Origin of the sequence: Mycobacterium sp. smrl_JER01, assembly GCF_048513595.2 — a bacterium.
Classification (GTDB): domain Bacteria; phylum Actinomycetota; class Actinomycetes; order Mycobacteriales; family Mycobacteriaceae; genus Mycobacterium.
Window position 1 is genome coordinate 3,687,137 of sequence record NZ_JBLXXK020000001.1, and the last position, 25,455, is coordinate 3,712,591.

21 protein-coding genes and 1 other RNA gene are annotated in these 25,455 nt (G+C 68.2%); 5 read left to right on the forward strand and 17 right to left on the reverse strand.

The window, feature by feature from the left end; translation table 11 throughout:
- Positions 1 to 70: 70 nt before the first annotated feature.
- On the reverse strand, positions 71 to 700 hold the full coding sequence (locus ACNUDN_RS17380; RefSeq protein WP_419123056.1) for an LppA family lipoprotein: 630 nt from the start codon (positions 698 to 700) through the stop codon (positions 71 to 73).
- Positions 700 to 2,253 (reverse strand): alpha/beta hydrolase, encoded by a 1,554-nt coding sequence (locus ACNUDN_RS17385; RefSeq protein WP_419123057.1) that lies wholly within the window; start codon positions 2,251 to 2,253, stop codon positions 700 to 702. Before ACNUDN_RS17385 ends, ACNUDN_RS17380 begins: the two co-directional genes overlap by 1 nt.
- A 127-nt stretch (positions 2,254 to 2,380) precedes the next feature.
- Between ACNUDN_RS17385 and ACNUDN_RS17390 the strand changes: the two genes are divergently transcribed.
- Positions 2,381 to 2,830 (forward strand): DoxX family protein, encoded by a 450-nt coding sequence (locus tag ACNUDN_RS17390; RefSeq protein WP_419123058.1) that lies wholly within the window; start codon positions 2,381 to 2,383, stop codon positions 2,828 to 2,830.
- Between the two features lie 12 nt (positions 2,831 to 2,842).
- On the opposite strand, the gene ACNUDN_RS17395 is transcribed toward ACNUDN_RS17390, so the two are convergent.
- The 7 genes from ACNUDN_RS17395 to ACNUDN_RS17425 all read right to left on the reverse strand — a co-directional run bounded on the left by ACNUDN_RS17395 (position 2,843) and on the right by ACNUDN_RS17425 (position 13,299).
- The gene (locus ACNUDN_RS17395) at positions 2,843 to 3,700 is read right to left on the reverse strand and encodes a TIGR03619 family F420-dependent LLM class oxidoreductase (RefSeq protein WP_419123059.1); all 858 of its coding nucleotides are present in this window, start codon (positions 3,698 to 3,700) and stop codon (positions 2,843 to 2,845) included.
- On the reverse strand, positions 3,697 to 4,326 hold the full coding sequence (locus ACNUDN_RS17400; RefSeq protein WP_419123060.1) for a PaaI family thioesterase: 630 nt from the start codon (positions 4,324 to 4,326) through the stop codon (positions 3,697 to 3,699). The genes ACNUDN_RS17395 and ACNUDN_RS17400 overlap by 4 nt, the downstream gene beginning before the upstream one ends.
- A gap of 9 nt (positions 4,327 to 4,335) precedes the next feature.
- Positions 4,336 to 7,320, reverse strand: a complete 2,985-nt coding sequence (locus ACNUDN_RS17405; protein ID WP_431960295.1) for a bifunctional [glutamine synthetase] adenylyltransferase/[glutamine synthetase]-adenylyl-L-tyrosine phosphorylase — start codon at positions 7,318 to 7,320, stop codon at positions 4,336 to 4,338.
- Between the two features lie 24 nt (positions 7,321 to 7,344).
- Positions 7,345 to 8,685 carry a glutamine synthetase family protein gene (locus tag ACNUDN_RS17410; RefSeq protein ID WP_419123061.1) on the reverse strand — a complete coding sequence of 447 codons (1,341 nt, stop codon included), beginning with the start codon at positions 8,683 to 8,685 and terminating at the stop codon, positions 7,345 to 7,347.
- 45 nt (positions 8,686 to 8,730) lie between these two features.
- The gene (locus ACNUDN_RS17415) at positions 8,731 to 10,239 is read right to left on the reverse strand and encodes an alpha/beta hydrolase (RefSeq protein WP_419123062.1); all 1,509 of its coding nucleotides are present in this window, start codon (positions 10,237 to 10,239) and stop codon (positions 8,731 to 8,733) included.
- Between the two features lie 77 nt (positions 10,240 to 10,316).
- A complete protein-coding gene (locus tag ACNUDN_RS17420) occupies positions 10,317 to 11,849 on the reverse strand; it encodes an alpha/beta hydrolase (protein WP_419123063.1) in 1,533 nt (510 codons plus the stop codon).
- Between the two features lie 58 nt (positions 11,850 to 11,907).
- Entirely contained in the window at positions 11,908 to 13,299 is a 1,392-nt protein-coding gene (locus tag ACNUDN_RS17425) for a WS/DGAT/MGAT family O-acyltransferase (protein WP_419123064.1), read from the reverse strand.
- A gap of 162 nt (positions 13,300 to 13,461) precedes the next feature.
- On the opposite strand from ACNUDN_RS17425, the gene panB reads away from it, so the two are divergent.
- Positions 13,462 to 14,412 (forward strand): 3-methyl-2-oxobutanoate hydroxymethyltransferase, encoded by a 951-nt coding sequence (gene panB / locus ACNUDN_RS17430; protein WP_419123065.1) that lies wholly within the window; start codon positions 13,462 to 13,464, stop codon positions 14,410 to 14,412.
- Between the two features lie 40 nt (positions 14,413 to 14,452).
- Here the strand turns inward: panB and ACNUDN_RS17435 are convergent, their stop codons facing one another.
- Entirely contained in the window at positions 14,453 to 15,241 is a 789-nt protein-coding gene (locus ACNUDN_RS17435; RefSeq protein ID WP_419123066.1) for an enoyl-CoA hydratase/isomerase family protein, read from the reverse strand.
- Between the two features lie 16 nt (positions 15,242 to 15,257).
- Complete coding sequence (locus ACNUDN_RS17440) at positions 15,258 to 17,039, reverse strand: fatty acyl-AMP ligase (protein WP_419123067.1); 1,782 nt, start codon at positions 17,037 to 17,039, stop codon at positions 15,258 to 15,260.
- A gap of 172 nt (positions 17,040 to 17,211) precedes the next feature.
- On the opposite strand from ACNUDN_RS17440, the gene ACNUDN_RS17445 reads away from it, so the two are divergent.
- Both ACNUDN_RS17445 and ACNUDN_RS17450 read left to right on the forward strand, forming a co-directional pair.
- Positions 17,212 to 18,735, forward strand: coding sequence for a CYTH and CHAD domain-containing protein (locus ACNUDN_RS17445; protein WP_431960299.1), 1,524 nt, complete (start codon positions 17,212 to 17,214; stop codon positions 18,733 to 18,735).
- Between the two features lie 472 nt (positions 18,736 to 19,207).
- Positions 19,208 to 19,642 (forward strand): SRPBCC family protein, encoded by a 435-nt coding sequence (locus tag ACNUDN_RS17450; protein ID WP_419123068.1) that lies wholly within the window; start codon positions 19,208 to 19,210, stop codon positions 19,640 to 19,642.
- A gap of 73 nt (positions 19,643 to 19,715) precedes the next feature.
- Here ACNUDN_RS17450 and rnpB read toward each other — a convergent pair.
- The 3 genes from rnpB to ACNUDN_RS17465 form a co-directional block, all read right to left on the reverse strand.
- An RNA gene (rnpB, locus tag ACNUDN_RS17455) (RNase P RNA component class A) lies at positions 19,716 to 20,119 on the reverse strand.
- Between the two features lie 146 nt (positions 20,120 to 20,265).
- Positions 20,266 to 20,883, reverse strand: a complete 618-nt coding sequence (locus ACNUDN_RS17460; RefSeq protein ID WP_419123069.1) for an SAM-dependent methyltransferase — start codon at positions 20,881 to 20,883, stop codon at positions 20,266 to 20,268.
- On the reverse strand, positions 20,880 to 21,794 hold the full coding sequence (locus ACNUDN_RS17465; RefSeq protein WP_419123070.1) for an NAD(P)/FAD-dependent oxidoreductase: 915 nt from the start codon (positions 21,792 to 21,794) through the stop codon (positions 20,880 to 20,882). The genes ACNUDN_RS17460 and ACNUDN_RS17465 overlap by 4 nt, the downstream gene beginning before the upstream one ends.
- Before the next feature lie 46 nt (positions 21,795 to 21,840).
- Between ACNUDN_RS17465 and ACNUDN_RS17470 the strand changes: the two genes are divergently transcribed.
- Positions 21,841 to 22,428 (forward strand): helix-turn-helix domain-containing protein, encoded by a 588-nt coding sequence (locus tag ACNUDN_RS17470; protein ID WP_419123071.1) that lies wholly within the window; start codon positions 21,841 to 21,843, stop codon positions 22,426 to 22,428.
- Here ACNUDN_RS17470 and ACNUDN_RS17475 read toward each other — a convergent pair.
- From ACNUDN_RS17475 to ACNUDN_RS17485, 3 genes are read right to left on the reverse strand one after another with little or no spacing between them, the layout of a single operon-like run.
- A complete protein-coding gene (locus ACNUDN_RS17475) occupies positions 22,419 to 23,534 on the reverse strand; it encodes a bifunctional RNase H/acid phosphatase (RefSeq protein ID WP_419123072.1) in 1,116 nt (371 codons plus the stop codon). The two genes, ACNUDN_RS17470 and ACNUDN_RS17475, sit on opposite strands and share 10 nt — an antisense overlap.
- 13 nt (positions 23,535 to 23,547) lie before the next feature.
- Positions 23,548 to 24,285: a zinc ribbon domain-containing protein gene (locus ACNUDN_RS17480; protein WP_419123073.1), complete on the reverse strand. Its 738-nt coding sequence runs from the start codon at positions 24,283 to 24,285 to the stop codon at positions 23,548 to 23,550.
- Between the two features lies 1 nt (position 24,286).
- Complete coding sequence (locus ACNUDN_RS17485; RefSeq protein WP_419123074.1) at positions 24,287 to 25,411, reverse strand: Nif3-like dinuclear metal center hexameric protein; 1,125 nt, start codon at positions 25,409 to 25,411, stop codon at positions 24,287 to 24,289.
- Positions 25,412 to 25,455: the final 44 nt, after the last annotated feature.

Consider the following 25,455-nt stretch of genomic DNA (forward strand, 5'->3'; position numbering starts at 1 on the left):
CGCCGACGCGCTGACCGGCGCATCCGAGCCTGCTCGGGTGCGCCGGTCGGCGTTTCCACAGTGCCGCCCTTCAGGAGGGGGTGGTGGGAGCCACGATCGGCGGTTCCGGGGGCAACTGTCCAGGCGGCAGATCGACGACCGACTGCATCAGGAAGCAGTCTCCGGTGATGTTGAGGATGGCGTTGTCGATCTGACTGAGGGTGAACTCGTAGCCGTTGCCCGAGATGGCGATATCGCGTTTGGTCTGGTCGTCGAACAGCGACGTCTTGTCGGTGGCACCGAACTTGGCCGCCTCGTCGGCGACGATGCCGTTGGCGGCAGCGAACTCGTCGGCGCTGAAGGTGCGGCCGAAGGTGACCGAATCGGCCAGCGGACGGCGGGCGATGTCCCCGGTCAGCTTCTCGCAGGGCAGCCCGGCTTCCTTGACTCTCAGCACATGTGGATCATCGGTGAAGCGCCAGGTCTGGCCGGGTGTGGCGGTGGCGATCCGTTCGGCGATGGCAGCCGCGGCGTCGTTGAGTTTCGCCCGCGCCTGTTCGTAGCTGCCGTCGGCTCGCATGCTGTCGATCAGCGCGATGGCCTCGTCTCCGGCGACAGTCTGTGTTTCATAGGGGTTTTCGGTCAAGGAGCAGCCACCAATCAGAATCGAGGTACACAGCAGCGCGGCGGGGATCGGGCCGAACGGCATCCGGGTCGGCATCATCGGCTCCATGAGTACGGTGTTTCCCGCACGGCGAGGTCGGGACGGTCCAGCAGGATCGCGGCCAGGTTGTAGCCGGTCATGCGTTCCCCGGCGCTGCGGCCGTAATCGGAGTGCCCCGAGGCCGCAGTCTTCGACTCGTACCCCGGAATGGGTGTGTCTCCGGCGGAGGTGTCGAGGTGTTCGAACCGGAACCGCAGTCGCCCGTCGTCGCTGATGATGTCGTTGGGGCTGGAACCCCAGCCGTGCAGCGGTGCCAGGTCCGCGATGTAGTTGATCGGGTCGTCGGCGGTGGCCATGACGAAGAAGTTGTCGTCGGTCATGCCCAGATCCGCCGGGGTGGTGGCCTGGAAACCCGGGGAACCGTAGAGCACGGCATTGTCGACGTACCGGCCGGCGCCGTCGCCGAGCGCGATACCCGATGTCAGCGACCCGTAGGAGTGGCCGAACAGCGCGGTGGTCTGGCCGGGGTTGCGTGATGCGGCGTCCAGTTCGCCCAGGAACGCGGTCAGCTTGGGCGCGCCGGCCTGGGCGAGATCATCGTTGAGCACGGAGCTCTGGCCCAGGTTGGCCGGCGGTTGGTAACCGACCCATGCGACTGTCGCGACGTCGGTGCTGGCGCCGACCTGCTGGGCGACGTCGACGGCCTCGTTGCGCAACTCGGCGGCCTCCCCGGTCATCCCGGCGATGGTGCCCCGGGTGGTGCCACTGACCCCGGGCACGGTGACCGATACGTGGTCGGCGGTGAACGGGTCGCCCACCGAGGTGGCAGCCGGGATCATCTGCGACGGGTCCTCAGGCTTTTCCAGGTACACCAGGTGCGAGTCGGGCATCTTGAGCGCTTCCTGGATCGCGGCGATGTCGGCGAGCCGATCGGCCCTGACCTGACCGTCGGGCAGCTGTCGGTACTCCTCGAGCATCTCCTGCAGCAGTTCGCGGTTGGCCTGATCGACCTGGGCGATGTCGCCGGAGGACATATCGGTCCTGTCGCCATCGGCCTTCTCGTCGGGTTCATCGCCGTGAGGGCCACCGCCGTCGGGACTGTGGACGGGCAGCTCCTCCCTCCCGGCCAGGGCGTCGTACTCGTCCTTGATGCCGCCGATGCTTCTCGCGACGTCGCCGAGTTCCTCGGTGGCACCGGTGACGATCTCGCTGAGGCGCTCCAGTCCGGCGCTCACGATCCGGGCGAGCTGAGCGTCGCGCCCCGCGCCCGGAGGCACCGTGTTCGCGGCATCGGTCACCCATTGCCGCAGCGCGTCCAGATCCTGCCGGCCCGCGGTCACGACCTGGGCAGACCGACTGACGGTGCGCCCGAGCCGCTCATCGAGGTCGGCGAGCCGACCGAACAGCCTCTGATGCTCGGCGTTCTTCGCCTCGTAGGCGTCGGCGGCACCACCGGACCACCACCCGGTCGGCGCCGCGGAACCGACCTCGGCGCCCAGTTGCCGCAGCGGCGCGCTGGCATCGAACGGCGCTCCGTCCACGGGTGTGCCCGCCCCGAACGTGCGCCGCGCATCGGTCCACACCGCGTAGAACGCGTCGATCGCGTTCACCGGTGGACCCCCGCCATGGGACTCAGTATCGCGCATCGCGACGCGGCCGATCGAGCGTCGAGCCGGTCGTGCCGCCGGCGGTACCCGACGATATCCGGACTGCGGTCCACTAAGTACCCTGAAGGGCATGACCTCGAACTTGGACGCACGCTTGGCGAGTTACTCCTCCCCCGTACTGAGCATCTTCCGCATCGTGTTCGGGCTGCTGTTCACGCTGCACGGCACCCAGAAGATCCTTGCCTGGCCGACGGGCATGGCCGACGGCGCGGGCGGGTTCACCGGCCCGGCCGTCCCGGTGGGCACCTGGCCGTATTGGTGGGCCGGCGTGTTGGAGATCGTGCTCGGGCTTCTCATCACCGTGGGCCTGTTCACCCGCATCGCGGCCTTCATCGCGGCCGGCCAGATGGCGGTGGCCTACTTCTGGCAGCATCTGCCCGCCTCGTTCTTCCCGATCGAGAACGGCGGCGAAGGCGCCATCCTGTTCTGCTTCGGGTTCCTGCTCCTGGTCGCCATGGGTGCCGGCGCCTGGTCGATCGACGGCATCCGGGGTCGAGGAAGGGTTACCGCGCGGGCCTGACCGCCGAAGCCGTCAGTCCACCCCCAGGTCCTTGCCGAACCTGCGCATCCCGTCGATCTTGTCGGTCAGCGACGCGTCGGGGCCGCTGTAGAACATCCACGGCATGGTGATGATCCCGGTGATGCCGGCCGCCTCGACGCGGTCGAAATGCTCTCGGGTGAAGGCATCGGTCAGGGGCGTGATCACTTCGAATCCGGCCATGTCCAACCCGCGCTCGGACCGCAGCCGCCGCAGGGCGGCGACGCGCTCGAGCGCCTTGTCGGTGGTGATGAGGTCACCGATCCAGCCGTCGTGACGGCTGGCGCGACGCAGCGCGACGTCCGACAGGCCGCCGACGTAGACCGGGATCGGCGGCGGCGTCGGCTCCATCTCCATCCGCGGTGCCGTGTAGAACTGGCCGGAAAACTCCGTCCAACCCGGTGACCACAACGCCTTCATCAGTTCGATCATCTCGTCGGTGCGCTTGCCGCGCCGTTCGAACTGCTGACCCAGCAGCTCGAACTCCTCCCGACACCAGCCCACCCCGATACCGAGCTCAAGGCGGCCGCCGGCCAGCACCGCCGCGGTGCCGATTGCCTTGGCCGCCGAGAACGGATCCCGCATCGCGGGCAGATACACCGTCGTGACGAAACGCAGCCGCGACGTCACCGACGCGACGGCGCCGATCATCACCCAGGGATCGGGCCAGTCGGTGAACGGCTCCCAGCGCCGGTTACCGTCCTTGGTGTACGGGTAGGGCGTCGTGAGCGTCTCCAGGTTGATCACATGGTCGGGAATCGCCATCCCGTGATACCCCAGATCGTCTGCCGCCCTGGCGATCTCGATAGCTTCTCGGGTGTCCAGAAATGCCGTGCTGACATAGAACTTCATCCGGCGTCACGCGCCCAGGCAGGCTCGATGAACACCCCGTCGGCCTCCACCGTCACCCCGTCGCCGTCCATCAAAAAGCCGCGGGCGTAGGTCTTCACGCCCTCCGATCGCTCGATGCGACCTTCGGCGCGCAGCGGTCCCAGCGGTGTGCCCCGCAAGTACCGCAGGCTGATCGTGCCGGTGAACTTCGGCTTCGAAAGGCCCTCGCTGGCAACCTCACCCAGCAGATGGTCGAGCACCAGCGCGCAGATCCCACCGTGCACCCAGCCCGGCGGCCCCTCGTAGGCGGGACCCAGCGTGAACTCACTCCAGCAGCCGCCATCGGCCTCGTGCTCGATGCGCATCGGAGGGGCAATGGCATTGCGCAGTCCCACGGCAGGGTTCGCCCAGTCGATGACCCGACCCGTGTCCGCATGTCGCAAATGCGGCCTGCCGTCCCGCTGTTGCCGACGCAGGAGCGCGCTCGCGGACTCCAGATGCGTCAGCGCCTGCCGAACCGTCGCGTCGTCGACCTCGGTGTGAATGCCGACATCGATGAGTTCGCGCAGTGCGTCGGTCAGCGGTTCGTAGCTGGCACGCTGCCGGTCGTAGTCCTCGGCGCTGATCGCGTCGAACGTGAAGTCCACCAGGCCTCCTCAGCCGCCGAAAACCCTGAGCACGACAGCCTTCGCCCGCCGCGTCACCCGCAGATAGTTGTCCAGGAACTCGGCGCCACCGTCGCCGCCGGGCCAGCCCGCGGCGACCGCGACCGCGTTGAGTAGTTTGCCCGGGCCGGGTAGTTGGTCGGTGGGTTTACCGCGCACCAGCACCAGCGCATTGCGGGCCCGTGTCGCGGTCAGCCACGCCTCACGCAGCAGTTCGATGTCGCCCTCGGCGATCAGTTCGGCCGCCCCGATCGCGTTGAGGCTCTCCAGCGTCGAGGTGTTGTGCAGGGCCGGGATCCTGTGCGCGAACCGCAGCTGCAGCAGCTGCACGGTCCATTCGATGTCGGTGAGCCCGCCCCGGCCCAGCTTGGTGTTGGTGTTCGGGTCGGCACCCCGGGGCAGCCGCTCGGCATCCACGCGCGCCTTGATCCGCCGGATCTCCTGCACCGTCTCCGGCGACACCCCGCCCTGCGGGTAGCGCGTCTTGTCCACCATCAGCAGGAACCGCTCCCCCAGCTCAAGATCACCGGCGACTCGGTGCGCGCGCAGCAGCGCCTGGATCTCCCACGGCTGCGCCCACTGCTGGTAGTAGGCCTGGTAGGACGTCAACGTCCGGACCAACGGACCGCTGCGGCCTTCCGGCCGCAGGTTGGCGTCGACTTCCAGCGGCGGGTCGGCGCTCGGGGTGCCCAGCCGTGCCCGTACCTGCTCGGCGACCGTCACCGACCACTTGACCGCCGTGGACTCTTCGAAACCCGGGTTGGGCTCGCACACGAACAGCACATCGGCGTCCGAACCGTAGCCGAGTTCCCCACCACCGAGCCGGCCCATGCCGATCACCGCGATGCGGGCCGGAGCCCTGCCCTGCGGCGCATTCGATCGGATGACGGAATCCAGCGCGGCCTCCAGCACTGCGACCCACACCAGGGTCAACTGTCGGCACACCGCGGTCACGTCCAACATGCCGAGCAGGTCGGCCGAGGCGATCCGGGCCAGTTCGCGCCGCCGCAGCGAACGCGCCGCCGCGATCGCCCGCGAAGGATCACTGTGGCGTGCTGCCGAGGCCACCAGCGAGCGGGCGACGCCCTCGGTGTCGACATCGCACAGTTTCGGACCGTCCGGACCGTCGGCGTAGAGCTGGATCACCTCCGGTGCCCGCATCAGCAGCTCCGGCACGTAGGCCGAGGTGCCCAAGACATGCATGAGCCGCTTGGCGACCGCGCCCTCGTCACGCAGCGTCGCGAGATACCAACGCTGTTCGGCGAGCTCGTCGCTGATCCTGCGGTAGGCCAACAACCCGGCATCGGGATCGGGGGTGTCCGACAACCAATCCAGCAGCGTCGGCAGCAGGACCTGCTGCACTCGACCCCTGCGGCCTGAACTCGAGGTCAGGGCTGCCAGATGGGTCAAGGCGCTCTGCGGGCCCTCGTAACCGAGCGCGGCAAGCTGACGTTCAGCGGCGTCGGTGCTCATTCCGGCCGAAAGACCAAGCGACGCTTGCCCGACCGATTCCAGCAGCGGTTGATAGAACAGCTTGGCGTGCAGACGCGACACCCGGTGGCTCTGACGCTTGAGCTCCTCACGAAGCACGCCCAGTGCGTCGTGCCTGCCGTCGGGCCGCATATGCGCCGCCCGCGCCAGCCAGCGCATCGATTCCTCGTCGTCGGCCTCGGGAAGCATGTGGGTGCGTTTGAGTCGCTGCAGTTGCAGCCGATGCTCGAGCAGCCGCAGGAACTCGTATGAGGCCGTCATGTTGGCGGCATCGTCGCGGCCGATGTAGCCCCCGTCGCCCAGTGCCGCCAGGGCGTTGACGGTCGACGCGACGTGCAGTGACTCGTCGTTGCGGCCGTGCACGAGCTGCAGCAGCTGCACCGCGAACTCGACGTCACGCAAACCACCTGTGCCGAGCTTGATCTCGCGGGTCCGGACCCCGGCGGGCACGAGCTCTTCGACGCGTCTGCGCATCGCCTGCACCTCGGGCACGAAGTCGTCGCGCTGGGACGCGGTCCACACCATCGGCATCAGCGCCGCGATGTAGCGGTCTCCGAGTTCCATGTCGCCGGCGGCCGGCCGCGCTTTCAGCAGCGCCTGGAATTCCCACGTCTTGGCCCAGCGCTCGTAGTACGCGACGTGCGAATCCAGGGTCCGCACCAGCTGCCCCTGTTTACCCTCCGGTCGCAGCGCGGCGTCGACTTCGAAGAACGCGTCGGAGGCCAACCGCATCATCTCACCGGCAATCCGGGTGGCCAATGCCAGGCTGCTGTGGGACCCGTCGTCGGCGACGAAGATGACATCGACGTCGCTGACGTAATTCAGTTCCCGCGCACCGCATTTGCCCATCGCGATCACGGTCAGCGCGGGCGCGGGTTTGTCTGCGCACACCGAGGCCGTCACCACCCGCAGCGCCGCGGTCAGCGCGGCGTCGGCCAGGTCGGAGAGGTGCTCCCCGACCACCGTGAACGGCAACACCGGTTCGTTCTCCACCGTCGACGCCACGTCCAGCGCGGCCAGTACGAGCAGACGGTCGCGGTAGAACGTCCGCAGCGGCGCGGCGGCGGTCGCAGCGCTGTCGACCCTGTCGGCGTGTGCGGCGAACATGTCCCGCAGCTGATGCGGGAGCGGCAACCTGACGTCGCCGGCCAGCAGGTGCCACGAGTCGGGGTTGGCGACCAGATGGTCCCCGAGCGCCAGTGAGGACCCGAGCACCCCGAACAGCCGGCCCCGCAGACCACGGTCCTTACGCACCGCGCCGTCGAGCTCGCCCCAGCCGGGTCCGAGGGCTTCGGACAGCCGAACGAGTGCCTTGAGCGCGGTGTCCGCGTCCGGGGCGCGGGAGAGCGACCACAGCAGTTCGACGTGGGCTTCGGTGTTCCAGCCCAGCGAGTCGAGATCGGCCTGCGCCCTGGGTTCCACCAGCCCGAGCCGTCCGACGCCGGGCAGCTTCGGACGCTGCGTCGCGGGTTTGGCCACGCCCATCAAGGTAGCGCGGCCGCGCCCCGGCTAGAGCGACAGGTAGTTCTTCAGCTCGAACGGCGTGACATGACTGCGATAGTTCTCCCACTCGCTGCGCTTGTTGCGCAGGAAGAAGTCGAACACGTGCTCGCCGAGCGCCTCGGCGACCAACTCGGAGTTCTCCATCTCCGACAGTGCCACGCCGAGGCTGCCGGGCAGCTCCTTGTAGCCCATGGCGCGCCGTTCCTCGGGGGTGAGGCTCCAGACGTTGTCCTCGGCCTGGGGTCCGAGCACATAGTTCTTGTCGATCCCGCGCAGACCGGCGGCGAGCAGGACGGCGAAGGTCAGGTACGGATTGCACGCCGAGTCCGGGCTGCGCACCTCCACCCGCCTCGAGGAGACCTTGTGCGGTGTGTACATCGGGACACGGACCAGCGCCGAGCGGTTGGCCGCGCCCCAGGAGGCGGCGGTGGGCGCCTCGCCACCGTGGACCAGGCGCTTGTAGGAGTTCACCCACTGGTTGGTGACGGCGCTGATCTCGTTGGCATGCTCGAGAATGCCTGCGATGAACGACTTTCCGACTTCGGAGAGCTGCAGGGGATCGTCCGGGCTGTGGAAGGCGTTCGTCTCGCCCTCGAAAAGGCTCATGTGGGTGTGCATCGCCGAACCCGGATGCTCGGCGAACGGCTTGGGCATGAACGACGCACGGACGCCGTCGCTGAGCGCCACCTCCTTGACGAGGTAGCGGAACGTCATGACGTTGTCGGCCATCGACAGCGCGTCGGCGTAGCGCAGGTCGATCTCCTGCTGGCCCGGCGCACCCTCGTGGTGGCTGAACTCGACGGAGATGCCCATCTGCTCGAGCGCGTCGATCGCATGGCGACGGAAGTTCGGCGCCGAATCGTGGACGGCCTGGTCGAAGTAGCCGCCGTTGTCGGCGGGCACGGGCGGCGTGCCGTCATCCGGGCCGGGTTTGAGGAGGAAGAACTCGATCTCGGGGTGCACGTAGCAGGAGAAACCCAGATCGCTGGCCCGCGAGAGTTGACGCCGCAGCACGTGGCGGGAGTCGGCCCACGACGGCGAACCGTCGGGCATGGTGATGTCGCAGAACATCCGCGCGGAGTGGTGCTTACCGGAACTGTCCGACCACGGGAGCACCTGGAAGGTGGACGGATCGGGACGCGCCACCATGTCGGCTTCCGACACCCGGGCGAAACCCTCGATCGAGGAGCCGTCGAAGCCGATTCCCTCTTCGAACGCGCCCTCCAGTTCGGCCGGGGCGATCGCCACCGACTTGAGGTATCCGAGCACGTCGGTGAACCACAGCCGGACGAAGCGGATGTCGCGCTCCTCCAGTGTGCGCAGCACGAATTCCTTCTGCCGATCCATGCCCGAAGCCTAGGTTCCGCCTGTTAATTCTGTGTTACGGCGCTGCTAGCAGCGTAAACCGGAGGGCGGCGGGGTCAGGTTGACGAGGAACTCGACGGTGGCGGTGTCGACGCACTGATCGCCGTTGAATACCACGGTGTGCTGGGCCCCGTCGAAGCTGATCAGCTCGGCCCCCATCTGGCGCGCGAGGTCCACCCCGGCTTGGTAGGGGGTGGCCGGGTCGCCGGTGGTCGACACCACGATCACCTTCCCGGGCCCGGGCGAGCCGACCACTCCGACCACCGGGGTGGGCGGGACCGGCCATTGCGCACACACGTCTCGTGGGGCGTACCCGGTGAATTGGCCGTAGGCCTGGAACGGCGCGATCTCACGCGCTCGCCGGTCGGCTTCCACCCATGGCGCGGAGTCGGTCGGATACACCGCGTCGACACAACGGATCGCGTTGAACGCGTCCTGGCGGTTCTTGTAGTGCCCGTCTCGGTCGCGCTGTTGGTAGTCGTCGGCGAGCAGCAACAGATCACCGGGGTCGGTGCCGCGCTGTAACCCGAGGAGCCCGCTGGTCAGGTAGGGCCAGTAGCGCGGTGAGTACAGACTGCTCACGGTGCCGGTGATGGCGTCCTGATAACTCAGCCCGCGTGGGTCGGCGGTCGCCGCAGGTCGAGTCACCAGCGGGTCGACGAGCTGATGGAAACGCGCGACGAACTGCGCGGGGTCGGTGCCCAGGGGACAACCGGGCGACTTCGCGCAGTCGCCGGCATACTTGTCGAACGCACGCTGAAAACCGGCCATCTGGTTCATGCTCTTGGAGATGGGGTCCAGGCTGGGGTCGACCGCGCCGTCGAGGACCATCGCCCGCACCCGGTCGGGATAGCGGGCGGCGTAGACGGTGCCCACCTGGGTGCCGTAGGAGAAGCCGAGATAGTTGATGCGGTCTTCGCCCAACGCGTCGCGCACCACGTCCATATCGCGCGCGGCGTTCGCGGTGCCGACATTGGCCAGGAAGTCCGCACCCATCCGGTCCAGGCATCGCGCGGCGAACTCGCCCATCAACGCCTCGATGTGGGCCACGCCGGCCGGGCTGTAGTCCGCCATCGGCTCCGCTCGATACGCGTCGAATTGCGCGTCGGTTCGGCAGCGCAGCTCCGGCGTCGAATGTCCGACGCCGCGCGCATCGATGCCGACCAGGTCGAAGTGACGTCCGATCTCGCTGTCGCCCAGGGCGGCCCCCATCCCGGCCACCGTGTCGACGGCCGACGCACCCGGTCCGCCGGGGTTGACCATCAGGACGCCGATCCTGGAGCCAGACGCGGGCACCCTGATGATCGCCAACTGTGCTTGTGCGCCTTCGGGTTTGGCGTAGTCGACCGGCACCGCGACCGTTCCGCACTGAGCGGTGGGGATGCGGGACGGATCGGCGATCCACGGCGCACACGAGCCCCACACCGGCGTGGCGGTGTAGGGCTCGTCGACCGCGCCCGGTGTCGCGGCCGCCGGTGGACACAGCGCGGCCGCAGTCAGGGCCAGCGCTGCGATCAATCGGGCGGCCCGCAACATGGCAGCAATCGTCGCACGCGACCGCGGCGCCGGTCTGCTCTGGGAGGCAACGGTGACCGGGCTGTTATCAGGCGACGTCAGCAGCGGGTGTCCGGTGGCGGAACGGTCAGGTCGACGAGGTATCGGGTCGCGATCTCGTCGATGCACGAGTCCCCCTGCAGCGCAACGGTGTGCTGGGTGCCCTCGTAGGTCACCAGCGTGCCGTCGAGCTGGCGGGCCAGGTCGACACCGGCCTGGTACGGGGTGGCCGGGTCGTTGGTGGTCGAGATGACCAGGATCGGCGGCAGCCCGTCGACGTCGATCTCGTGTGGGGTGCTGGTCGGGGGTATGGGCCAGAAACCGCACGTGGACATCGGGGCCAGACCGGTGAATTCGCCGTAGGACATGAACGGCGCGGCCTCTCGGAGCCGTCTGTCCTGTTCGACCAGCGTGGCGCGGTCGGTGATCGGGGGCTTGTCGACGCAGTTGACCGCGATACGCGAATCGGTGCCGTTGTTGTAATGCCCTTGCGCGTCACGACCCATGTACAGATCGGCCAGCGCGAGCATGGTGTCGCCCCGCCCCTTCTCGATCTCCGACAGCGCCTGGGTGAGGTGGCGCCACAGGCCCGGTGAGTACAGCGGCAGGATGGTGCCCACGACGGCGTCGTTGTAACTGAGGCCGCGCGGATCGGTGGTGTCCGCGGGGTTGTCGACCAGCGGCCACACCAAGGACTGGTACACCTCGACGGCCTTGTCCGGGTCGGTGCCCAGCGGGCAGTCGGCATCGATGGCGCAGTCGGTGGCGTAGTCGTCGAACGCCTGCTGGAACGCCGCCGCCTGACGCACGTCGGCCTCGACAGGGTCGGCGTTGGGGTCGATGGCGCCGTCGAGGATCATCGCCCGGACGTTCTGCGGGTACTCCTCGGCGTAGCCGGCGCCGATGCGGGTGCCGTAGGAGTAGCCCAGGAACGTCAGCTGCTCGTCGCCCAGCGCGGCCCGCAGCGCGTCGAGATCTTTGACGACACTCTCGGTTCCCACATTGCCGAGGAAGTCCAGCCCCATCTTGTCGACGCAGCGTTGCACGAACTCCTGGGTGAGTTTCTCCAGATGCGCGACCCCCTCCGGGGTGTACTCGACGACGTTGTCGGCCCGCAACCGGTCGTGGTCGGCGTCGCTGTTGCACCACACCGCCGGGGTGGACTCGGCCACTCCGCGCGGGTCGAAACCCACCAGGTCGAATCGTTGGCGGACTTCTTCGGGCAGTGTGGCGGCCATCGCGGCGGCGGCTTCCTTACCCGATTTGCCCGGCCCTCCCGGGTTGACGATCAGCGATCCGATCTTGTCCCCTCCGGCCTTGATCCGCAGCAGTGCGAGTTGAGCGACCTCGCCGTCGGGAGCGTCGGGATTGTCCCAATCGACGGGCACCGAGAGCATGCCGCATTCGGCACCCGGAGGGATGCGTACCTGATCGGACGGTCCGGCTTCACACGGACCCCATTCGATGGGTGTGCCGGGCCGGGGTACCGCGATCAGCGCGCGTCCGGACACCAGTTGGCTGCAGCCGGCGACCAGCAGCGCAGCCAGGGTGAGGAGCAGGCCGGATCGGGCGACCCCGGTCTTGAGCGTCATGGCACCACATGCTGCCATGAACCGGCATCTGCGCTGGCACGGCGCGGGAAGAGCCGCCCTATCGGGTGGCTGCGAGCAACTCCTGCAGGGCGACGTCGAACGCATCGGCCAGGTCCCACAGGTCGGGCAGCAGCTCTGGACACGACACGATCCCGACGTCGAGATTGCCCGACAGTGACATCACCGTCATGTTCAGGCCCGAACCGTGGAAGATCGGACCCAACGGGTACATCGCCTTGACCTCGCAGCCGAGCATGTACAGCGACCCCTGCGGCCCCGGCACATTGGAGACCACAAGATTGTGCACCGGCCGCGCACCGCTGAGCCGACTGCTCGCGTACACCCGCATCGCGACACCGAACACCGCGGGCGCGGCGAACTGGGTCCAATCCTGCAGCAAGGTTGCCGCTATCGCCGAACTATGTTGTTTGGCAACTGAATTGGCCTCGGCGATGGCCTTGAGTCGCTCAACCGGATCCTCGATGTTGGTCTCCAGCCGGGAGAACATGCCCGATACCTGATTGCGCCCGGGCCGGTCGGACTTGTCGTGCACCGACACCGGCACCATCGCGACCAGTGAGCTCTCCGGCAGCTCATCGCGTTCGATGAGGAATGTGCGCAGCACTCCGGATACCAGCGCCATCACCACGTCGTTGACCTTCACACCGAAGTGGTTCTTGACCGTCTTGATGTCGTCGAGGTCGAGATGGGCGAACGCGACGTTGCGGTGCCCGGTCACGTTGGCGTTGAAGGCGGTCCTGGGCGCGGCGAACGGCGGCGCCATCGTCAGACCGTTACGGGCCCGCTTGACGGTGTCGATCACCGTGGACACCGTGTTGGGCAGCACGTTGACCAGCTTCAACGGCCTGGTGGCGAAACGCACGGCGCCGCTGACGGCGATCTCGAGCTCGGTCCCGCCACCGTGGCCGTGCACCGGGTCCGGTGGTGGCGCGTCGGGTTCGGTCGTGCACAGTTTCGACATCAGGTTCGCACCGGTCACACCGTCGACGGCGGCGTGGTGCACCTTCGTCATCACCGCGATGCGGCCACCGGCGTGCGCATCGGTGCCGGCCACGTTCTCGATCACCCACATCTCCCACAGCGGGCGGGAGCGGTCCAGCGGAAGTGACGCGATGTGGCCGCAGATCTCGGCGAGCTCGGCCCGGCCGCCCGGGGACGGCAGCCCGATCCGGTGCAGGTGCCGGTCGACGTCAAAGTCCTTGTCCTCCACCCATACCGGGTGATCCAGGTTGAAGCGGCTGTCGACGATCTTCTCCCGGAACTCCGGCATCGCCTTGATCCGGAGCTCCAGCGCGTCGCGCAGCCGGTCGAAGGTGTAACCGCCGGGCATCGTGGAGGTGTCGAGCTCCAGGATCGAGCAGACGTGCAGTGGCTGTGCCGCGGTCTCCAGGTACAGGAAGCTGGCGTCGAGGCCGCTGAGCCGTTGCATGCCGCCGATCGTATGCCCGAGCGGCGCGGGTGTGAGCAAATCCACTTAACGCGCCGTTCAACTTCTGGTGACAGAAGTGGCAGACTGGTCGTGTCAGCGAAACCCGGGGACCGAGTTCGGCCACGAGGATTTCACAACGACCCACCCACCTGGGGGACAACGATGTCTGAACAGTCTGTGTACGGTGCTGTCGCCACCACTCCCGCTCCGCGGACCTCTCCCGGATCGTCCGCTCCGCGGACCTCTCCCGAATCGTCCGCTCCGCGGACCTCTCCCGAATCGTCCGCTCCGCGGACCTCTCCCGAATCGTCCGCTCCGCGGACCAAAGTCCGGACGCACCATCTGCACAAGTGGAAGGCCGAGGGCCACAAGTGGGCCATGCTGACCGCATACGACTACTCCACGGCCGCGGTGTTCGACGACGCCGAGATTCCGGTGCTTCTGGTCGGCGACTCTGCGGCAAACGTCGTCTACGGCTATGACACCACCGTGCCGGTCACTCTCGATGAGCTGATCCCGCTGGTGCGCGGCGTCGTCCGCGGAGCCCCGCACGCGCTGGTCGTGGCCGACCTTCCGTTCGGCAGCTACGAGGCCGGACCGCAGCAGGCGCTGGCCACCGCCACGCGGATGCTCAAGGAGACCGGTGCGCATGCGGTCAAACTCGAGGGCGGCGAGCGGGTTGCCGATCAGATCGCCGCGGTCAGCGCCGCCGGCATCCCGGTGATGGCCCACATCGGTTTCACCCCGCAGAGCGTGAACGGCCTCGGCGGCTTCCGGGTTCAGGGCCGCGGCGATGCCGCCGAGCAGACCATCCACGACGCGATCGCCGTGCAGGAGGCCGGCGCGTTCGCGGTGGTGATGGAGATGGTGCCCGCCGAACTCGCCACTCAGATCACCGGCAAGCTGACCATCCCGACCGTAGGTATCGGTGCCGGCCCCAACTGCGATGCGCAGGTGCTGGTGTGGCAGGACATGGCGGGCCTGACCAACGGGCGGACCGCGAAGTTCGTCAAACGCTTCGGATCGGTCGGAGACGAGCTGCGCCGCGCCGCGGCCGACTACGCCGCCGAGGTCGCCACCGGTGCGTTCCCGGCCGAGGAGCACTCCTACTGACCCCCGGGGCCTGACCCCGGGGTACCGCCCGGGCGGCTGGTTAGGCCTGGGGGCCGAACTGGGCCCGACGTTTGGACAGGAACGCGTCCACACCTTCGCGTCCGTCGGCGGATTCGGCGCGCACGGCGATCAACCGCCCCTCCAGCTCCATCTGCTGTTCCAGGCCGTTGGCGAACGTGTCGGACAGCAGCGCCTTGACCGCGCCGTTGGATCCGGCGGAGGTCCTGGCCATCTGCTCGGCGAGTTCGTCGGTGCGCACGACGAGGTGGTCGTCGGCGACAACGTCACCGACCAGCCCCCAGTCCAGCGCTTCTCGCGCCGTCAGGGTGCGATTGGTCAACATCAACTGTTTGGTCCTGGCGATGCCGACCAGTCGGGGGAGGTGGTAGGAGGCGCTGCCGTCCGGGCTGAGTCCGACCCGGGTGTAGGCCATGGTGAACGACGCCGATTCGGCGGCCAGCACCAGGTCACCAGCGACCGCCAGCGAAAAGCCTGCCCCCGCCGCCGTGCCGTTGACGGCGGTGATCACGACCGCATCCATGCGTGCCAGCGTCGAGATGGCGCGGTGGAGGTCGTCGGCCACCCCCTTGACGTGGCGCCCCCGGCTCGGCGCCGAGGCGAAATCCTTCAGATCACCTCCGGCGCAGAAGAATCGGCCGGCGCCTGTGAGGACCACGACCTTGGTCTGCGCGGTGTCGCACCGTCCGGCCGCATCCGCGAGCTCGCGAGTCATGGTGGCGTTCATGCCGTTCGCGGCGTCGGGCCGATTCAGCGTGATCCTGGCGATGACGCCCGATTGCGCGAGGGTGATGGTCTGGTATTCGGTCACGCCCGGACTGTAGCGGCTACAGTGCGCCGTCGAGATACTCGGCGCGGCAGGCCCGGCGCGCCAGCTTGCCGCTGGTGGTCCGTGGAATCACGCCTGCTGCCACCAGTTTGACCTCTTTGAGCGGGATCGCGTGGTGGCGCGACACGGCCGCACGGATCGCTTCCTGGATGGGCGCGGCGTCGGCACGCCCCGCGCCCGGGGCCCGTTCGGCAACGATGACAACCTCTTCGCGGCCGTCGCCGGGCACCGAGAATGCCGTGACGAATCCGGTACGCACCGCCGCGGAGGCCGCCGCCACCGTCGCTTCGATGTCCTGGGGGTAGTGATTGCGTCCGTCGACGATGACCAGGTCTTTGACCCGGCCGGTGATGAACAGTTGGCCCCCGAGGTAAACCCCGAGATCACCGGTGCGCAGCCACAGTGCGTCTTCGGCGCAACCTTCGGCGTGGCTGTCGTAGAGCAGGCGGGACTGCAGCTTGTTCTGGAACGTCAGTTCCGTCTCTTCCCGCCTCCCCCAGTAGCCGCGACCGACGTTGTCGCCGTGCAGCCAGATCTCGCCCACCCTGCCGTCGGGCAGTTCGGCCTCTGTCGAGGGGTCCACGATCACCGCCCACTGGCTGCGGGCGACCGTGCCGCACGACACCTGCGCCACCGCGTTCGGGTGGTCGGCGCCGACCGGTACGGCGTGGCCCACACTGAGTTGCTCGCGGTCGAGATACGTGGCCTCGGGCCGAGCCTGCGGTCCGGTCGTGGACACGAACAGTGTCGCCTCGGCCATCCCGTAGGACGGCTTGACCGCGGTGGCGGGCAGACCGTACGCCGCGAACGCGGCGTGGAACTTCTCGATGGAGGCCATGCTGACCGGCTCGGAGCCGTTGATCAGACCCGCGACGTTGCTCAGGTCGAGGGTGTCCCCCGCCGGCGGCAGCCCGCGCTGGGCGGCCAGTTCGAAGGCGAAGTTGGGCGCCGCCGCGAATGTCGGCGCGTCCGAGGCGCCGAGTTCCTTGATCCACCGGTACGGGCGGCGCACGAAGGACACCGGCGACATCAAGGTGATGTGGCCGCCGCACAACGCTGGGAACATGATCATCAGCAGGCCCATGTCATGGAACAGGGGCAGCCAGCTGACACTGCGGATGTTGGGATCAAGGCCGACGGACTCGATCATCTGGACGACATTGGTGCAGGCGCAGCGGTGGGTGATCTCCACGCCGGCCGGCGCGCGGGTGGAGCCCGAGGTGTACTGCAGGTAGGCGACGTCGTCAGTATGCAGCGGCGCGGGCGCGAACGCCGCGCCCACACTGTCAGGCACGGCGTCCACCGCGATGATCCGCGGCCGCCGGTCGCGGGGCAGCACCCGGACGAAGTCACGCACCGACTGCGCCGCGGCCGTGGTGGTCAGCAGTACCGCAGGTTCGGCGTCGGTCAGCACCGCGTGCAGCCGATCGCTGTGGCCGGGCAGCTCGGGAGCGAACAGCGGCACCGCGATGCCGCCGGCGAGAATGGCGGCGAAAAAGCTGACGACGTAGTCGACGCCCTGCGGCGCGAGGATGGCGACTCTGTCACCGGGTCGCGTCACCTGCTGCAGGCGGGCTCCGACTGCACGCAATCGCACGTCAAGCTGACGCCAGCTCAATTCGACCGTGCGCTCACGGTCGAAATCCAGGTACCGGTACGCGGGCTCGTCACCGAGCTCCGCGACGTTACGGTCGAGGAAGGAGGTCAGCGTGACGCCAACCGGGATCGCTATGTTGCCTTCGCGGTCGAGGTAGTCGTCGAGCCGCATCGCTGGACTCATAAGACAATCCTAAGAGAACTCTGGCCAAAAGTGCGCATCTAAAATGGGCGTGCCGGATCACGGTTTGACACCGGCGAGGATCGGAGTGGCCCGTTCACCTCGATATGGCACGCTGTGGTCCCTCCATCGAGCCCACAGAACAGACCACACAAATCCCAGAGCAAAGGTGACCATGGCGGCCAAATCGCGCGAAACCTCCAGGTACACGGAGACCGAGCGCAAGTTCGAGGTGGTCGAGGCGACCGTCTCCCCCTCCTTCGAAGGCCTCTCGGCGGTCAGCCGAGTGGAGCGGTCACCGTCACAGTCCCTGGATGCTGTCTACTTCGACACACCGAACCGCGACCTGGCCCGCAATCGCATCACCCTGCGGCGCCGCACCGGCGGGCCGGACGCCGCCTGGCACCTGAAGCTGCCCGCCGGCCCGGACAGTCGGACCGAGGTGCACGCGCCGCTGTCCGATGAGGGTGCTGCCGACGTCAGTGCTGCCGACGTGTATGCCGTTCCGGAGAGTCTGCGCGACATCGTGCTCGCGATCGTGCGGGACCGTCCGCTGGAACCCGTGGCACGAATCAGCACCACCAGGAATGTCGAGGTGCTGTACGGGCTGTCCGGCGACCCCGTCGCCGAGTTCTGCGACGACCAGGTGACGGCCAGCGCGGTCGGCGGGGACGAGCAGCGCTGGCGGGAGTGGGAGCTCGAGTTACACCCGGGCGCCGGTGACGATGTGTTCGACCGTCTGACCAATCGGCTGCTGGACGCCGGCGCACAAGCCGCCGGGCACGGCTCGAAGTTGGCGCGGGTGCTGGCCGACAGCACGCCGGCCGACCAAACCGCCGGGACGGTCACCCCGCCGGCGGATCCGGCGCGGCGCGCCGTCGCCCAGCACCTCGCCGAGCTCATCGAGTGGGATCGCGCCGTCCGCTCCGACACCTGGGACTCGGTGCACCAGATGCGGGTGGCGACGCGCAAGATCCGCAGCCTGCTGCAATCCTCGGCGGGCTCGTTCGACGTCGCCGGACACGAGTGGGTCCTCGACGAGCTGCGGGAGCTCGCCGCGGTACTCGGTGTGGCCCGTGACGCCGAGGTGCTCGCTGAACGCTACGAGCGCGCGATCGACGGCCTGCCCGAGGCGAATGTGCGCGGGCCGGTGCGCGAACGGCTGGTCGAGGGCGCCAAGAAGCGATACCACGCGGGATGGAAGCGGTCGCTGACCGCGATGCGCTCGCAGCGCTACTTTCGGTTGCTCGATGCCCTCGAAGAGCTCGTCGCCACCGAGCCCACCGCAGCGGCGGGCGGGGACGCCCCGGCAGAGTTGACGATCGACTCGGCGTATCGGCGGGTGCGCAAGGCGGCCAAGGCGGCTCGCGCCGCCGCCGGGGAAGCCGACGAGGATGCCGACGAGGCACTGCATCGAATCCGCAAGCGTGCCAAACAGCTTCGATACACCGCCGCGGCCACCGGGGAGACCAAGGTGGCCGACCGCGCGAAGGTCATCCAGACGCTGCTGGGCGATCATCAGGACAGTGTGGTCAGCCGCGCGCACCTGAGCCGGCAGGCGCAGGTTGCTCATGCAGCGGGCGAGGACACCTTCACCTACGGCCTGCTCTACCAGCAGGAAGACGACCTGGCCGTGCGGTGTGAAGAACAGATCGAGGACGCGCTGCGGCGGCTGGACAAGGCCGCCGGGAAGTCCTGACCGCAGTCCGGGGCGGATGAGCCGGCCCTTAAGACGGATATCGAGTTTCGGCGTTACGGCGGGTAGCGCAAGTTGGTGTCAATGGTGGCGCATGGCAGCCAGCGGGATATCCATGGAGGCGAAAGCCGATGTGTCAGCCTCCCTCAAGCTGCCGACAGTGGGCGCAGAGTGCTTCTGTGCGTAGCCACTGCGTGGCGGAACTTCCGTGGCGATCCGCCGATGGCAGTGACACGCTGCGCGCGGGTGACGATTCAAAACAGTTGTGCCGCAATGCCCCAGGGGTCATGCAGTCAACCCAGCGGCCTACGCGGTACTAGACTGGCCTAGTGAGTCCTAACCAGTCTTGACTCACTTCTGACACTAAATGGCCGCATTGCCCTTCATGCGAGGAATCGGCCCAGCGGCGCGCCTGACTAGAAGACACTTGAGGCCTAGCATCCTGGAAGGTCTACGTAGTCGAGCAGGAGGCACCATGGTCACGATCAACGTAGAGCGCACAATCAGAGCCTCTCCGGAACGTGTGTTCCACGGGCTTGCCGACCCCGCAAACTTGGAAACCGCGCCGCTGATTCTAAGAGCCGGTTGGACGAAGGATTCCTCGGAACCTGGCGTCGGCGCACTTCGGGAAGCCACTGCTGTCGGCATGTGGCTTCGAGAGGAAATCACTGCCTACGACCCGCCGCGAAGTTACTCATATCGGATTACTCGTTCCTTTCCAATATTTGCCCACGAGGGCGGGACGCTCACTTTGACTCCCTCAGGCGACGGAACGCGCGTGAATTGGGCGACAACGTATTCCCACCCAACTCACTCGGGTGGGAAGGCATTGGAAGCTGTGACCTCTCGGCTCTTCCCTTGGAACTTCCGAACGATCCTCGACCGCTGCGCGAGTGCGTTAGAGGGTTAGTGCGATCTACTGCGGACGCACTGCGGACGACGGTCACACAAACAGGCTGACCGTGCAGCTCAGCGGCCCGGGGCGGATGAGCTGGCCTGTAAGCCGGATTCTGTTCCTCGGCGCCATGTCTGGCGGCGAGGCGGCGACCATCCATCTGGACACTCCGTCGCCGGGTGCCTCAAGCGGCCTACCCGCAGACTCGGGCGAGCAACCCTCGAACGTCTGCGCGGCCGCAACCAGGTTGCGGCCTTCTTGGCCTTGCTTCGGGTGGGGTTTACCAAGCCACCCCGGTCACCCGGGGTGCTGGTGCGCTCTTACCGCACCTTTTCACCCTTACCTCCCCGCGGCCCGAAAGCCTGAGGGTGGCGGTCTGTTTTCTGTGGCACTGTCCCGCGAGTCACCTCGGATTGCCGTTAGCAATCACCCTGCTCTGTGAAGTCCGGACTTTCCTCGACACCACGGTGCCGCGGCCGCCCGGCCAGCTCATCCGCCTTAACAAGGTACTGGCTCGCCCCCGGATTCCGGTAATGAAGCATCACCAGTTCGTCGGGAGCGGCGTCGGCACCCGATCCGACGGGCTCGCCGGGCTGCTCATGCGGCAGCCGGCGCCCCCGCGTCCTGGTCCGATCACCCTATTGCCGCCGCAGCACGATGAGGTTGTCGATGAGCACCCCGGTCCGCCCGTCGGGCCCCACCGCCTCGCGCTCCACCGCTTCGACCCGCACGTGTTCCCACCGTCGGTCCCCGAGATCGATCGACGCAAGCACCTCGTCGACGCCGGGGAACACGTGGTCGCGGACGTGTTCGGCCCAGGGCGGCGCCGCACCGTGGTCCACGACCACCAGCAGTCCGCCCACGGCGACGGCCCGCGCGGCCGCAGCGAAGATCCGCTCCCGGTCCAGGTGCACCATGGACTGTAGGAACTGGGCCGACACCAGGTCGAACGTGCCGTCGGGAAAGTCCGCCGACAGGTCCATCGCCACCAACTGCACCCGATCGGTCAGACCCCGCGCAGCCACCTCTGCCGCGGCCCGCCCGAGCGCGGTTTCGGAGATGTCGACGCCGACCACATGCCAACCGTGCTCGGCCAGCCATACGGTGTCCCCGCCCTCACCACACCCGAGATCGAGTGCTCGGCCGGGCCCCTCCGCACCGGCGACCTCGGCGAGCCAGGGGTTGACCCGACCGCTCCAGATCCGGTCCCGCTCGGCGTACCGCTCCTCCCAATGCTGTTTCACCTCAGATGTCATGATTCCTCCTGAAAACTCGCCACGACTGATGCTGCCGCCGCCGAACCGGCGGCGATCGCCGCCGCCACCTGCGGCATCTGAGTACTCACGTCCCCGGCCGCGAACACACCGGGTACCGAGGTCCGGAACCGACCGTCGACGGCGACGGCGTCGGCTGACACCGGGCCCGGCGCCGCGAATTTCACCCCCAGCTTGGCCGCCAGTTCCGAACGCTGGCGCAGTGTCGTGGCGACCAGCAGCCCGCTGCGGGCCAGAGTCGACCCGTCGGCGAACACCACCTCGGTCAAATCGCCATCCGCAGAAATCAATTCGGCCACCGCCCGATCGTCCACCGGCACCCCTGCACCGGCCAGGCGGGACCGGTCTTCGTCGCTCAGGTCGGCCGGTCCACCGGTGAGAAGCACGACATCGTCACTCCAGCCACGCAACAGGGTCGCCATGTGCACCGCACGCTCCCCGTTGGCCAGAACGGCCAGCGGCTTGTCGCGGACCTCCCAGCCGTGGCAGAACGGACAGTGGAACACCGGACCGCCCCAGAGCTCGGCGATCCCCGGCAGCGGCGGCGCCTCGTAGCGCATACCCGTGGCCAGCACCACGCGCCGCGTCGGGATCACTGTGCCGTCCGCCGACTCCAGCACGAATCCGTCGTCGGACGCGGTGCCCGATACCACTTCACCGGAGCGGAATTCGACACCGGGGTACCTGGCCAGTTCGCGGCGCCCCTGGGCGTAGAGCTCGGCGGGCGGCACCCCGTCGAAGCCCAGCAGCCCACCGATTCCGTGGGCCGCCAGGTTGCTCTGCGCACCGGAGTCCACCACCAGCGTGTGTTTACGTGCCCTGCCCAGCACCAGGGCGGCGCTGAGCCCGGCGGCGCCACCGCCCACGATCACGCAGTCCCAGATCTTGTCCATGCCTCGACCTTGCCTCGCCGAGATCACAATGCCAAGCTTGTTTGCCATGAAGGCAAATAAAGAGGAGGACAGCGTCGATGCACGGGTGCGGCGCCGACTTCGCGACCTGCGTCGGCAACGGGGCATGACGCTCGAGGATGTCGCGACCCGGTCGAACATCGACATCTCCACGCTGAGCCGGCTCGAATCCGGCAAGCGCCGGCTCGCCCTCGATCACCTGCCCCGGCTGGCCTCGGCGCTGTCGGTCAGCACCGACGAACTGCTGAAGAACCCCGAGATCGAGGACCCACGCATCCGCGGCGCCTCGCACACCCACAACCAGATCACGTTCTGGCCGTTGACCGGACAGGGCCCGGCGGGCGGACTGCACGCGTACAAGATCCGGATCAGCGCCCGCCGTCGCACCCCACCGGCCGAATTACCGGTCCACGAAGGCCACGACTGGATGTATGTACTGTCGGGCCAGCTGCGGCTGATGCTCGGCGACCGCGATTTCACCATCAAACCTGGTGAGGCGGTTGAATTTTCGACCTGGACCCCGCACTGGTTCGGGGCGGTCGACGGACCGGTCGAGGCACTGATGCTGCTCGGGTTGCACGGTGAGCGGGTGCATCTGCACAGCGATCACAGGTAGGAGGTCTGGTTGACCAGCCGCACCGATGCCGCGCCGTCGGGGTAGAACTCAGCGATGGACAACGACGCCAAATCCAGGTGCAGCCGGTACAGGATGGCCGGGCCGGCATCGAGGGCGACCCGCAGCAGCGTCTTGATCGGGGTTACATGCGATACCACCAGGATGGTCCGTCCCGCATGCTCGGCGATCAGGCGGCGCTGGGCCCGTACCACCCGCGCCGCCACGGCGTCGAAGCTCTCACCGCCCGGGGGCGGCACCGACGTGTCGCGCAGCCAGCGCGAATGAACGTCCGGATCCCGTTCTGAGGCCTCGCGGAACGTCAGACCTTCCCACGCGCCGAAGTCCGTCTCGATCAGATCGTGGTCGGTGTCGACGTCCAGGTCCAACGCCTTGGCGGCGGCCGCGGCGGTGTCTTGCGCGCGCTGCAGCGGAGACGCGACGACGACGTCGATGCCGCCCCGCCGACCGAGGTAGCGCGCCGCCGCATCCGCCTGCCGGATCCCGAGTTCGGTGAGCTCCGGGTTGCCCCGGCCGGAGTACCGGCGCTGCGCCGACAGTGCTGTCTGCCCGTGCCTCAACAGCAACAGTTCGGTGGGCGCCCCCTTAGCCCCGGTCCAGCCCGCCGGATTGGCGGTGGCTTCGCTTCCCGGCACCTCAGTGGTCGTCGTTTCCCTTGTCATCGAGCCTCTTTCGGGCTCCGTCTCGCCGGACGCATCCATCGCCTCGTTGGCGAGCCGGTCGGCGTGGCTGTTCTGCGCCCGGGGAATCCAGGTGTAGCTGATCCGCGCGAATCTGCGTGCCAGATCACCGGCCTGTCGATGTAGCGGCGCCAAGTCGGGATGCTTGACCCGCCACCGTCCGGACATCTGCTCGACGACCAGTTTGGAGTCCATCAGGACTTCCACATCGGTGGCGCCGACGTTCGCGGCGGCCTCCAGCCCGGCGATCAGCCCGCGGTATTCGGCCACGTTGTTGGTGGCCCGGCCGATGGGCCTGGCGGTCTCGGCGAGCACCGCGCCCCGGTCCGACGACCACACCACCGCTCCGTAGCCCGCCGGCCCCGGATTGCCCCGCGATCCACCGTCTGCCTCGACGATCACCTTCACGATCGGGGGACCTTCACGATCGGGAGACCTTGACGCGCAGCAGGATCGCCGAGCACTCCGGACAGCGCAGGACGTCATCGTCGGCAGCCGCGGCGATGCGCGCCGACTCGCCTTGGTCGATCTCGATGCGGCACGCTCCGCACCGGCGGCCCTGCAGCAGCCCTGCACCGACGCCGGTACGGGCCCGTTGACGTTCGTAGAGTGTGATCAACTCGCCGTCGATCGCGGCGACCAGTTCCGCGCGCCGGCCCGCTAACCGCTCCTTGGCCTGGGTCAGCTCGGCGCGGGCCTCCTCGGCCGCCCGCTGCGCGTCGTCGAGTGCGCTTTGCGCCGCGTCCAGGGCTGTCTGCTCGGCGGTCTGGTCGGCCGCGAGTTCCTCACGCCGTTCCATGACTTCGAGCTGAGCGTCCTCCAGGCTGGCCTGCCGGCGTTGCAGGGTCTCCAGTTCGTGCTGCAGATCGGTGAGCTGCTTGGGGTCGACGGTCCCGCCCTCCAACAACGCGCGGTCGCGATCCTCGCGCTGCCGCACACCGTCGATCTCGGTCTCGAACTTGGCGACTTGGGTGTCGATGTCGGCCAGCGCAAGTTGCAGCGCCGCCACCCGATCGCCGGCGGCACGGTGGGCGGCCTGCGCGTCCTGCGCCGCCTTGTGCTCCGGCAGGTTCTTGGTCCGATGCTCGAGCCGACCGATCTCGGCGTCCAGCTCGGCCAGCTCGGCAAGTAACTGTTGTTGCGCCACAGAGGCTTTCACGTCAAAATCCCTCGACATTCCATGGATCGGTGCACACGGTGGACACGTCGACCGGCAACGCCTCGCCGAAGTGGCCGCGCAACACCGCCGCGGCTTGATTGCACCACGGGAGCTCGGTGGCCCAGTGGGCGGCGTCGATCAGTGCGACACCGGAGACCCGGCGGTGCTCGTCGGCGGGGTGATGGCGCAGATCGGCGGTCAGGTAGGCCTGGACGCCCGCCGCAGCCACCTCGGCCAGCAGCGAGTCGCCCGCACCCCCGCAGACCGCGACGCGAGACACCGTCGCCGTGGGGTCGCCGGCGGCGCGTACCCCCCAGGATGTGGCGGGCAGCGCGGCGCGGACCCGGGACACGAACGCGGCGAGCGGCTCCGGTTCGGGCAGGCATGCGACACGTCCCAGGCCGACGTCACCGGGTGGCATCTGCAAGGCCAACACGTCGAACGCCGGCTCTTCGTAGGGGTGGGCGGCGCGCAGCGCGGCGATGACCGCGCCGCGGCACCCCGCCGGGGCCACCATCTCGACCCGCTCCTCGGCCACCTGCTCGGCGGTGCCCACTGCGCCGATGGCCGGCCGCGCACCGTCTCCCGGCAGGAACCGGCCGGTACCGGGCACACTCCAGCTGCACTGTGAATAGTCACCGACCTGGCCGGCGCCCGCCGCGAACATCGCCGACCGGACCGCGTCGGCGTCGCCGACCGGCACGAACACCACCCATTTGTCGAGCGTCGGGCCCGACGGGACGGGCGAAAGAACCCCGCAGACCTCCAGGCCCAACGCCCCGGCGAGCGCATCCGAGACCCCGGGCGAGGCGGCGTCGGCGTTGGTGTGGGCGGTGAACAACGCGCGCCCGGTCCGGATCAGGGAGTGGATCAACGCCCCTTTGGCGGTGTCGGCCGATACCGAGTCGACGCCGCGCAGCAACAACGGGTGGTGGGCCAGCAACAACCCGCCGTCAGGCACCTGCGCCACCACCTCGGGGGTGACATCCACCGCGACCGTCACCGACTCCACCGTTTCGGACGGGTCGCCACAGACCAGGCCGACAGAGTCCCAGCTCTGCGCCAGGCCCGGAGGGTAGGCCGCTTCGAGCACGTCGATGAGGTCGACCAGCCGGACACTTGCCACCCCACGACAGTAGTGCTAGCGGTGTCGGTGAACACCTACCGGCG

Excerpts from the sequence above, each read along its gene's own strand:
- ACNUDN_RS17380 (WP_419123056.1), bottom strand. The coding sequence starts at position 700 with ATGCCGACCCGGATGCCGTTCGGCCCGATCCCCGCCGCGCTGCTGTGT.
- ACNUDN_RS17390 (WP_419123058.1), top strand. The coding sequence starts at position 2,381 with ATGACCTCGAACTTGGACGCACGCTTGGCGAGTTACTCCTCCCCCGTA.
- ACNUDN_RS17395 (WP_419123059.1), bottom strand. The coding sequence starts at position 3,700 with ATGAAGTTCTATGTCAGCACGGCATTTCTGGACACCCGAGAAGCTATC.
- ACNUDN_RS17405 (WP_431960295.1), bottom strand. The coding sequence starts at position 7,320 with ATGGGCGTGGCCAAACCCGCGACGCAGCGTCCGAAGCTGCCCGGCGTC.
- ACNUDN_RS17410 (WP_419123061.1), bottom strand. The coding sequence starts at position 8,685 with ATGGATCGGCAGAAGGAATTCGTGCTGCGCACACTGGAGGAGCGCGAC.
- ACNUDN_RS17415 (WP_419123062.1), bottom strand. The coding sequence starts at position 10,239 with ATGTTGCGGGCCGCCCGATTGATCGCAGCGCTGGCCCTGACTGCGGCC.
- ACNUDN_RS17420 (WP_419123063.1), bottom strand. The coding sequence starts at position 11,849 with ATGACGCTCAAGACCGGGGTCGCCCGATCCGGCCTGCTCCTCACCCTG.
- ACNUDN_RS17425 (WP_419123064.1), bottom strand. The coding sequence starts at position 13,299 with ATGCAACGGCTCAGCGGCCTCGACGCCAGCTTCCTGTACCTGGAGACC.
- panB (WP_419123065.1), top strand. The coding sequence starts at position 13,462 with ATGTCTGAACAGTCTGTGTACGGTGCTGTCGCCACCACTCCCGCTCCG.
- ACNUDN_RS17440 (WP_419123067.1), bottom strand. The coding sequence starts at position 17,039 with ATGAGTCCAGCGATGCGGCTCGACGACTACCTCGACCGCGAAGGCAAC.
- ACNUDN_RS17445 (WP_431960299.1), top strand. The coding sequence starts at position 17,212 with ATGGCGGCCAAATCGCGCGAAACCTCCAGGTACACGGAGACCGAGCGC.
- ACNUDN_RS17450 (WP_419123068.1), top strand. The coding sequence starts at position 19,208 with ATGGTCACGATCAACGTAGAGCGCACAATCAGAGCCTCTCCGGAACGT.
- ACNUDN_RS17460 (WP_419123069.1), bottom strand. The coding sequence starts at position 20,883 with ATGACATCTGAGGTGAAACAGCATTGGGAGGAGCGGTACGCCGAGCGG.
- ACNUDN_RS17465 (WP_419123070.1), bottom strand. The coding sequence starts at position 21,794 with ATGGACAAGATCTGGGACTGCGTGATCGTGGGCGGTGGCGCCGCCGGG.
- ACNUDN_RS17470 (WP_419123071.1), top strand. The coding sequence starts at position 21,841 with ATGAAGGCAAATAAAGAGGAGGACAGCGTCGATGCACGGGTGCGGCGC.